6 protein-coding genes and 1 pseudogene are annotated in these 6,061 nt (G+C 38.6%); 2 read left to right on the forward strand and 5 right to left on the reverse strand.

Going from position 1 to position 6,061, the window contains the following annotated elements:
- Positions 1-14 precede the first annotated feature (14 nt).
- Together DYY66_RS11330 and DYY66_RS11335 are read right to left on the reverse strand one after the other, a co-directional pair.
- Positions 15-575, reverse strand: coding sequence for a 5-formyltetrahydrofolate cyclo-ligase (locus tag DYY66_RS11330; protein ID WP_166289446.1), 561 nt, complete (start codon positions 573-575; stop codon positions 15-17).
- On the reverse strand, positions 559-1,428 hold the full coding sequence (locus DYY66_RS11335) for a bifunctional 5,10-methylenetetrahydrofolate dehydrogenase/5,10-methenyltetrahydrofolate cyclohydrolase (protein ID WP_166289449.1): 870 nt from the start codon (positions 1,426-1,428) through the stop codon (positions 559-561). The genes DYY66_RS11330 and DYY66_RS11335 overlap by 17 nt, the downstream gene beginning before the upstream one ends.
- Positions 1,429-1,530: 102 nt before the next feature.
- Between DYY66_RS11335 and DYY66_RS11340 the strand changes: the two genes are divergently transcribed.
- Positions 1,531-1,851, forward strand: a complete 321-nt coding sequence (locus DYY66_RS11340) for a cupin domain-containing protein (RefSeq protein WP_166289452.1) — start codon at positions 1,531-1,533, stop codon at positions 1,849-1,851.
- Here DYY66_RS11340 and purN read toward each other — a convergent pair.
- The gene (gene purN, locus DYY66_RS11345; protein ID WP_166289455.1) at positions 1,848-2,465 is read right to left on the reverse strand and encodes a phosphoribosylglycinamide formyltransferase; all 618 of its coding nucleotides are present in this window, start codon (positions 2,463-2,465) and stop codon (positions 1,848-1,850) included. The genes DYY66_RS11340 and purN overlap by 4 nt on opposite strands.
- A 525-nt stretch (positions 2,466-2,990) precedes the next feature.
- Between purN and DYY66_RS11350 the strand changes: the two are divergent.
- Positions 2,991-3,720 (forward strand): annotated as a pseudogene (locus tag DYY66_RS11350) (MBL fold metallo-hydrolase RNA specificity domain-containing protein); the annotation flags it as partial.
- A 55-nt stretch (positions 3,721-3,775) separates the two neighbouring features.
- Here DYY66_RS11350 and DYY66_RS11355 read toward each other — a convergent pair.
- A complete protein-coding gene (locus tag DYY66_RS11355; RefSeq protein WP_166289457.1) occupies positions 3,776-4,744 on the reverse strand; it encodes an SPFH domain-containing protein in 969 nt (322 codons plus the stop codon).
- Positions 4,745-4,816: 72 nt separating this feature from the next.
- Positions 4,817-6,061, reverse strand: a 1,245-nt coding sequence (gene uvrC, locus DYY66_RS11360) for an excinuclease ABC subunit UvrC (protein ID WP_255496453.1), incomplete at its 5' end; no start/stop codon positions are given.

Below are 6,061 nucleotides of genomic sequence, written 5' to 3' on the forward strand. Positions count from 1 at the left end.
GGGGCTTTCCCTTTTTACTTGGCGTAAATAACAGCGTCTTCTGTTACAATACAATCCATTTTTACATCATGGTCGTCATATGGAAATGACTTTAGCACATGTTTTGCATATGTTAAACCGATTTTCTTTGATTTCTTACCATTTAGATACCTGTCGTAGAATCCAAAACCATATCCTAATCGGTATCCTTCTCGTGTGAGTGCTATTGCAGGAACCAGTATGACATCAAGTTTTTTGACTGTCTCGCATTTTTCCTTTGGTTCCATCACTGAAAAATTACCAAGTTCAAGATCTGACAAGCTAGACACTTTTTTGAATACCAAGTCATCTCCGTCCACTCTGGGAAGCGCTACCTCTTTACCCTGGTTAAAAAATTCCTGGAGAAGGTCATGTGTCTGAACTTCACTTCCTATGGAATAATACGTACCAATTGACTTGGATTGTCTGTAAAAGTCAATCTTTCTTAGATTATCTCTAATCTTGTTACTTGCAATTTTTATAAAATCAAGTGAAAGTTCATCTCGTGCATCAAGCAGCTGTTTGCGCAGTCTTGATTTTTCAATTGGGTTGGACAAATTCTTTACTAATTGATGCAGCTGTAACGGTGTTTTTTAAAAGCATCGCTATTGTCATTGGACCAACTCCTCCTGGAACAGGTGTCACATATGATGCCTTTTTGATGACATTGTCATAATCTACATCTCCCACAAGTTTTCCTTCAAGTCTTGCGGTGCCAACATCGATTACTACAGCACCTTCTTTTACCATGTCTTCTGTTAGGATGAACTTTGATCTGTCCCCTATTGCAGTGACTATGATATCAGCACCAAGACAATGTTCTTTGATATTTTTTGTTCTAGAGTGACACGTTGTAACTGTGGCATTTTTTTCAAGCATCAAGTTGTAGAGTGGCTTTCCAACAAGATTGCTCCTGTTTATTATCACGGCATTTTTTCCTTCAAGGTTTATCTTGTAATAGTCAAACAATTCCATTATTCCAGAAGGTGTGCAAGGCTTGAGAATTGATCTTCCTGATGTCAAAAGGCCAATGTTGTAGGGTGTTAACCCGTCAACGTCTTTTAGGGGAGATATTCTTGAGGTTGTTGTAAAGTCATCTATCTGGCTTGGCAATGGAAGTTGAATCAAAATGCCATGAACCGTCTCATCGTTATTTAATAAATTGACCAGCGAATTCATCTCTTTTTGGGAAAATGACGCGGGAAGTTTGTGGTCTTTTGTGGTGATGCCAACATCAGCGCATGTCTTTTGCTTGTTTCTTACATATGTGGCAGAGGCTGGGTCGTCACCTACTAGAACAGTTGCAAGACATGGCACTATTCCATCTGATGATAGTTCCTTGACTGCTAACCTTACCCTGTCTTTTACTGATGTTGCCACTAGATTGCCATCTATTTTCTGTCCAGTCAAACAAACTTGGATGATTTTTTGGATATTTAATCTTTGGAGGTTTGTCTTACCTGTGGTATAGTTTAGTTAAAATCATTAAGCACTCTGTTCTAGTTGATTTGCTTGAAGATAGAATTTGATACAAACGAGTATGTAAAAAAAATTGCAAAAAGTGACACATACTTTCACACGTTTCTAAACAAGGAAAATATTGCAGCTGGAATCTTGCACCTGGGACCTGGAGATGAAGACACACAAGAGCCACATGAAAGCGACGAGGTTTATTATGTAGTAAAAGGCGATGGATTTCTTACAATCAATGGGAAGGATTATTCCATTTCAGAAGGCATGTCATACTATGTTACAAAAAAGATTCCGCACAAATTTCATGGAAACAAAAAAGATCTTGTTGTAATGTATTTTTTTGGCGGACCTGACTCTTAAGAAATTATTGTCTTTCTTCCAACTATCTTTATTTTTCCTTTGGAAAAGAGTTTTACTGCCTTTGGGTATGTCTTGTGTTCTTGCTTGAGAATTCTTTTGGAGATGCTCTCTTCAGTGTCATCATCTTTTATCTTTACAACTGATTGTAAAATGATGGGACCAGTGTCTACTCCCTCATCAACAAAGTGAACGGTGCATCCTGAATACTTCACTCCGTATTCCAAAGCTTGTCTCTGTGAGTGTAATCCTGGAAATGCTGGCAATATTGCTGGATGGATATTCACTATCCTGCCCTTGTAATGTCTGATAAATTCAGGACTCATGATTCGCATGAATCCTGCAAGGCAGATGAGGCAGTTTTGTGGTGTAATTTTGTACTTTTCTAATGCTGAGACTAGCTTGGAATCATACTCCCAGTTTCCTCCCTTGAGGCCGTTGCTTTCTACTATCTCTGTCTTGACTCCTAGTTTTTGTGCTATGGCCAAGCCTTTTGCATCAGATTTGTTTGAAATTACCAATACTGGCTTGATTGGAATTTTATTTTTTTTAACAGCCTTTAAGATATTTTCCATGTTGCTTCCCCTGCCTGAGATCAAAATGACAAGATTTAGCATGAACTGGTTTTGTTCTTATATGAATAAACACTTTACTAATTCTGATTATTTCCAAGATCGATGTTTAATCCATTACACCATATGTTGTGCCTGATTAATCTTGCAATTTATATCCAATCCTATGGGCACAAATCTCAAATTGAGTTCAAAGGTCAAGATGACATCAAATGGAATTGTAGTAATGCATGGTGACAAGATAGTCCATCTTGATCCAAAACGTGGTACTGGAAACGGGATAAGTTTTGTATCACATGCACATCTTGATCATTTGCATAATCAAAAGGGGCAAGGAGTGCTTATTGCATCTAGACAAACAACGGAGATTGCAAAGCTTAGGGGTTACTCAATTGAAAACTATGTAGAAGAATATGAGGATTTTACCATGTTTGATGCAGGTCACATACTTGGTGCAAAGGGACTGTTGTTTGATGACCTATTTTATACTGGAGACATATCTATTCGCGACAGGGGATTTATGAAAGGTGCAACTGTTCCAAAATGTAAGACACTGATTACTGAATGCANCGCAGGTCACATACTTGGTGCAAAAGGACTGTTGTTTGATGACCTATTCTATACAGGCGACATATCGATTCGTGACAGGGGATTTATGAAAGGCGCAACTGTTCCAAAATGTAAGACACTGATTACAGAATGTACGTTTGGAATGCCCGAATATGTATTTCCTACAATTGATGATACTGTAAAACGCGTAAATGAAATTATTTCAGAATTATACGGAAAAGGAAAACCCGTGATTTTGCTTGGATATGAGCTTGGCAAGGCACAAATTCTTTCACACTTGTTCTCTCACTGGCATCCGTATTATCATGACTCTGTAAAAAAAGTCAATGACTTGTACCGACAGTTTGGTATCTCTCTTAACGATTCCATTGGTCATACTGAAGCAGAATCAAATGGGCTCCTTGAGAAAAAACCATGGTTGATGATTGCACCAAATATGAGTGAAAGAAATGCCTTTGTCAGACACATGAAGTCAAAGTATGATGCAATAACAATTGGATTTAGCGGATGGGCCCAGTCTTCTAGATTTTCCTTCGCGCGAGGACATGACTATTCTATTCCACTAAGTGATCACTGCGATTATCAGGAATTGATTAACTTGGTAAAAAGATGTAATCCTGAGAAAATCTATACTGTTCATGGATTTGTAGACGAATTTGCTGCAGACCTTGTCAAGATGGGTTATGATGCCCGACCTTTGCGTGAAGGATCAATCGATGATTACATGTAAATTGAACTTTCAAATCTACGGTTCCATGAAAACCAAATGTCTATTCTTTGATTGTTTATTTCTGAGCACTGCTTTCAGATCTGTCTTCTTTTGATTTTTGCTGTTCTACTGCCTTTTTGGTACTTTCAAGATATGCTATAGTTGTTCCAAGATTTCCAAATCCCATTGCATTTAGTGACTCTGAAGGAATCATGACAATGGTATTACCTTGTACCTTGATGGATTCATACAACATGTTTGATTGTCTTAGTGCATATGCCACAGGATTATCCGCATATACCTTTGCTGCCTCTAAAAATTTTTGTGCAACCAGAACTTCGGATTCTCCATATGTCACTCTCGCGCTTTTTTCACGCTCTGCTTGTGCCTGCATTGACATTGCCGATTCCAGTTCTTGTGGGATTATCACTTGGCGAATTTCTACTCCTGTTACCTCAATTCCCCAGTTGCTTGCCTCATTTGCAATTATCGTTCTGACATGCTGATTGATCTCCTCTCTTTTTGAAAGAACATCTTGGAATTGTGAAGAACCAATGTTGTTACGAAGTGTCGTCTGGGATACTTGCTGGATCATCTGATTGAAATTTTCTACATTTAGAATTGCATCCTTGGCACGTTCATCAATTATCTTGTAACGAAGTATTGCATCAATAGTTACTGGCACATTATCTTTTGTCAGCATCCTCTCTGCTTTGAACTCGCTTACTTTTTCTCGTATGTCCACCACTAGAATGTTGTCTGCAAAAGGCAATCTTGTTTGAATGCCTGGGCCTACCTGTCTCTGATATTTTCCAAGTCGTAGTATTATTGCTCTTTCATATTGTTTGATTATCATCAAAAATGCAGAAATGATTAATGCTATGCCTAAAACAAGAGATCCGTAAATTATGGAACTGTTGTCCATTGCAATTCCAATGCCTACTCCAACTATGAGAATCAATGCTCCTACAATTACATGATATCCAGATCCTTTCTGTTGGACTAGTTTTTCTGCAAAACCAAATGGAAAATATTCTCTTGACAATTTTTGTGCCTGGTATTACTGGTACACCCTAGAATTTAAAGTGGGACACGATGGATAGGACAAATTTGGCATTTATGTAAACTTGCGAATTGCTCTGTTATATGCAACTCCGAATCTGTGCGCCTCGTCTCTTGCATACTGTAAAGCCTTGAGTGCTGGACTACTCTTTGGCATGATTATTGGCTTGTTATTTTTTGGCTGGTATACTTCCTCGTTCTCTTTTGCAAGTGAGACACATGGTACATTGACGCCAATTGCATGAAGGGCACCAAGTGCTGCGTTTAGCTGGCCCTTCCCACCGTCAATTAGTATGAGGTCTGGCATCTTGGCCTTTTCTTCCTTTAGCCTGAGATATCGCCTTTTTACTATCTCGTTTATCATTGCAAAATCGTCTCTTCCATGTACTGTTTTAATCTTAAATTTTCTATAGCCTGATGTGTATGGTCTTCCATCCACAAGACATGACATGGAACCAACTGCATAATCATCTCCATGATTTGAGATGTCAAAACATTCTATTGTTTTTGGAATGTTTTCTAGTCCTAGTTTTTCTTGGAGCTCAACAAGTGCAGGGTCTGCACCCTTTGTAATTGCAAGTGTGATGTTTTTCATGATTAGATCAATTATCTCGCGTCTTTTTCCAGTTGTTGGAACCATTATGTGCACAGAAAATCCTGATGAACGGGAAAGCACTTCTTCAAGTATGTCCTTTTTGTCAGGTACCTCGCTTGCAATAACGTATTTTGGAATTGGGTTTGTAGAGTAGTATTGCGATAGGAAACTAGAAAATGTATTGTCACCAACTAGATCAAAAGAAAATTTGGTCCTGTCTTTTATCACTCCGTTTGATAAACGAAAACTCATCAAGTGTGCAGTCTGGTCTTTAATTTTAATTCCAAAATATTCTTCGTCAGAGCCTATCTTCGGAGATTCCATTTTTTGTTTGATCTGTAGATTGGAGAGTCGTTGCAATGTATCATGTATCTCCTTTGCCTTTTCGTATTGACGATCATTTGATGCTTGTTTCATGTCTTGGTCTAGCTTGTTGACAAAATCCTCCAGTCGTCGCTTGCCTTTTAGAATTGATTCAAGATCCGAAATATGGGTACCATAGTCTTTTTGTGCCTGCTTAAATTGACATGGGGCTTCGCAGTTTCCAAGGTGGTATTCAAGACATGCCTCTTTTGGAAGCCTTTTGCAGATTCGTATCTTGAATGTCTTACGCAACAGGCCAATTGAGAGCATCTTTGAACTCCCATGCGTAAATGGTCCGTATACCCTTCCTCCACCCAAAAACTGGCCTGTTCTTGTCCTTCT

It is taken from the genome of Candidatus Nitrosotalea sp. FS (genome assembly GCF_011319475.1).
Classification (GTDB): domain Archaea; phylum Thermoproteota; class Nitrososphaeria; order Nitrososphaerales; family Nitrosopumilaceae; genus Nitrosotalea.

What these genes read in the sequence shown, in the direction of transcription:
- purN (WP_166289455.1), bottom strand. Translation starts at nt 2,465, where the DNA reads ATGCTAAATCTTGTCATTTTGATCTCAGGCAGGGGAAGCAACATGGAA.